The sequence below is a fragment of the Microbacterium sp. CPCC 204701 genome (assembly GCF_004010105.1).
Lineage (GTDB): Bacteria > Actinomycetota > Actinomycetes > Actinomycetales > Microbacteriaceae > Microbacterium.
The window spans coordinates 1-1,078 of sequence record NZ_RRYE01000629.1; the positions used below are offsets into that span (position 1 = coordinate 1).

A 1,078-nucleotide genomic window follows, 5' to 3' on the forward strand; every position below is an offset into this window, starting at 1 on the left:
GCCGACGAGCCCACGCTCGCCGCCGCGCTGGCCGCCGCGGGCGAGGCCGCGGCGGACGAGGTCGCACGGCAGCGCCGCATCCTCTCGACCGCGCTCGCGAACGCCGTGAACGTGCTCAACCCTTCGGTCGTCGTGCTGGGCGGGTTCCTGGCGACGATCGCCGACTCCGACCTCGACGGGCTCACGGCGCTCGTGCGCGCCCAGTCGATGGCCGCGAACGGCGACGACCTCGAGATCCGCGTCGCCTCCCTCGCCGAGGACCGCCTGCTCATCGGCGCCGCCGAGGCGGCGTTCGCCGATCTGCTGCGCGACCCCGCCCCCTGACCGCGTGCTCTGACGCCTGAGTCGGCCACCGCACCGCCGGTCCCACGTTCACGTGGCGCAACACGCGGGGTGCCTGGATCGACGCCGCGTGTTGTGACACCTGAGTCGGCCACCCCGCGTGCGGACGCCCCTCAGCTCGCGCGCCACTCCGACTCGGGTGTGAGCGGGACGAGGGAAGGCCGGGCGACGGTGGTGGTGAGAGACTCCTGCACGCCCGACACTGCGGACTGCTGCAGTCGCGTCATGATCTCGAGCACGTGCAGCGCCATCTCACCGCTCGCGCGGCCCGCACCCGCGACGAAGTCCACGAGCCCCACGCCGCGGCCGGCGCCGACGTACCCGGCGGACGGCTCGAGCGCCTCCCACGTCCCCCCACGGCGGTGCAGCCGGACGTCGCCTGCGAAGAGGTTAGGGTCGGGCACGATGAGCGAGCCCTCCACGCCGTGCACCTCGATCGGCGCTGCGGTCGAGGCGACGCCGTCGAAGCTCATCGTCACGGTCGAGATCGCACCGGAGGCGTGGTGCAGGATGCCGGTGAGATGCGTGTCGATCTCGACGCCGACGGCCTCTCCGGCGCGAGGCCCCGACTGGATCACTCGCTCGTCGCGCGACCGCGACGCGGCGCCCGAGACCGCCCGCACGGGTCCGAGCAGCTGCACGAGCGACGTGACGTAGTACGGCCCCATGTCGAGCAGCGGCCCGCCGCCGATGCGGTAATAGAAATCGGGATTCGGATGCCACGACTCGTGGCCCG

At 73.1% G+C, this 1,078-nt stretch carries 2 protein-coding genes; one reads left to right on the forward strand and one right to left on the reverse strand.

Translation table 11 applies throughout. The annotated features are described in order from the left end of the window. Positions 1-324 (forward strand): ROK family protein (locus EIO58_RS18445; protein ID WP_164861890.1); only part of this gene is annotated, 324 nt, incomplete at its 5' end. Between the two features lie 131 nt (positions 325-455). On the opposite strand, the gene EIO58_RS18450 is transcribed toward EIO58_RS18445, so the two are convergent. Continuing rightward, a partial coding sequence (locus EIO58_RS18450; RefSeq protein WP_446723959.1) for a Gfo/Idh/MocA family protein occupies positions 456-1,078 on the reverse strand: 623 nt, incomplete at its 5' end.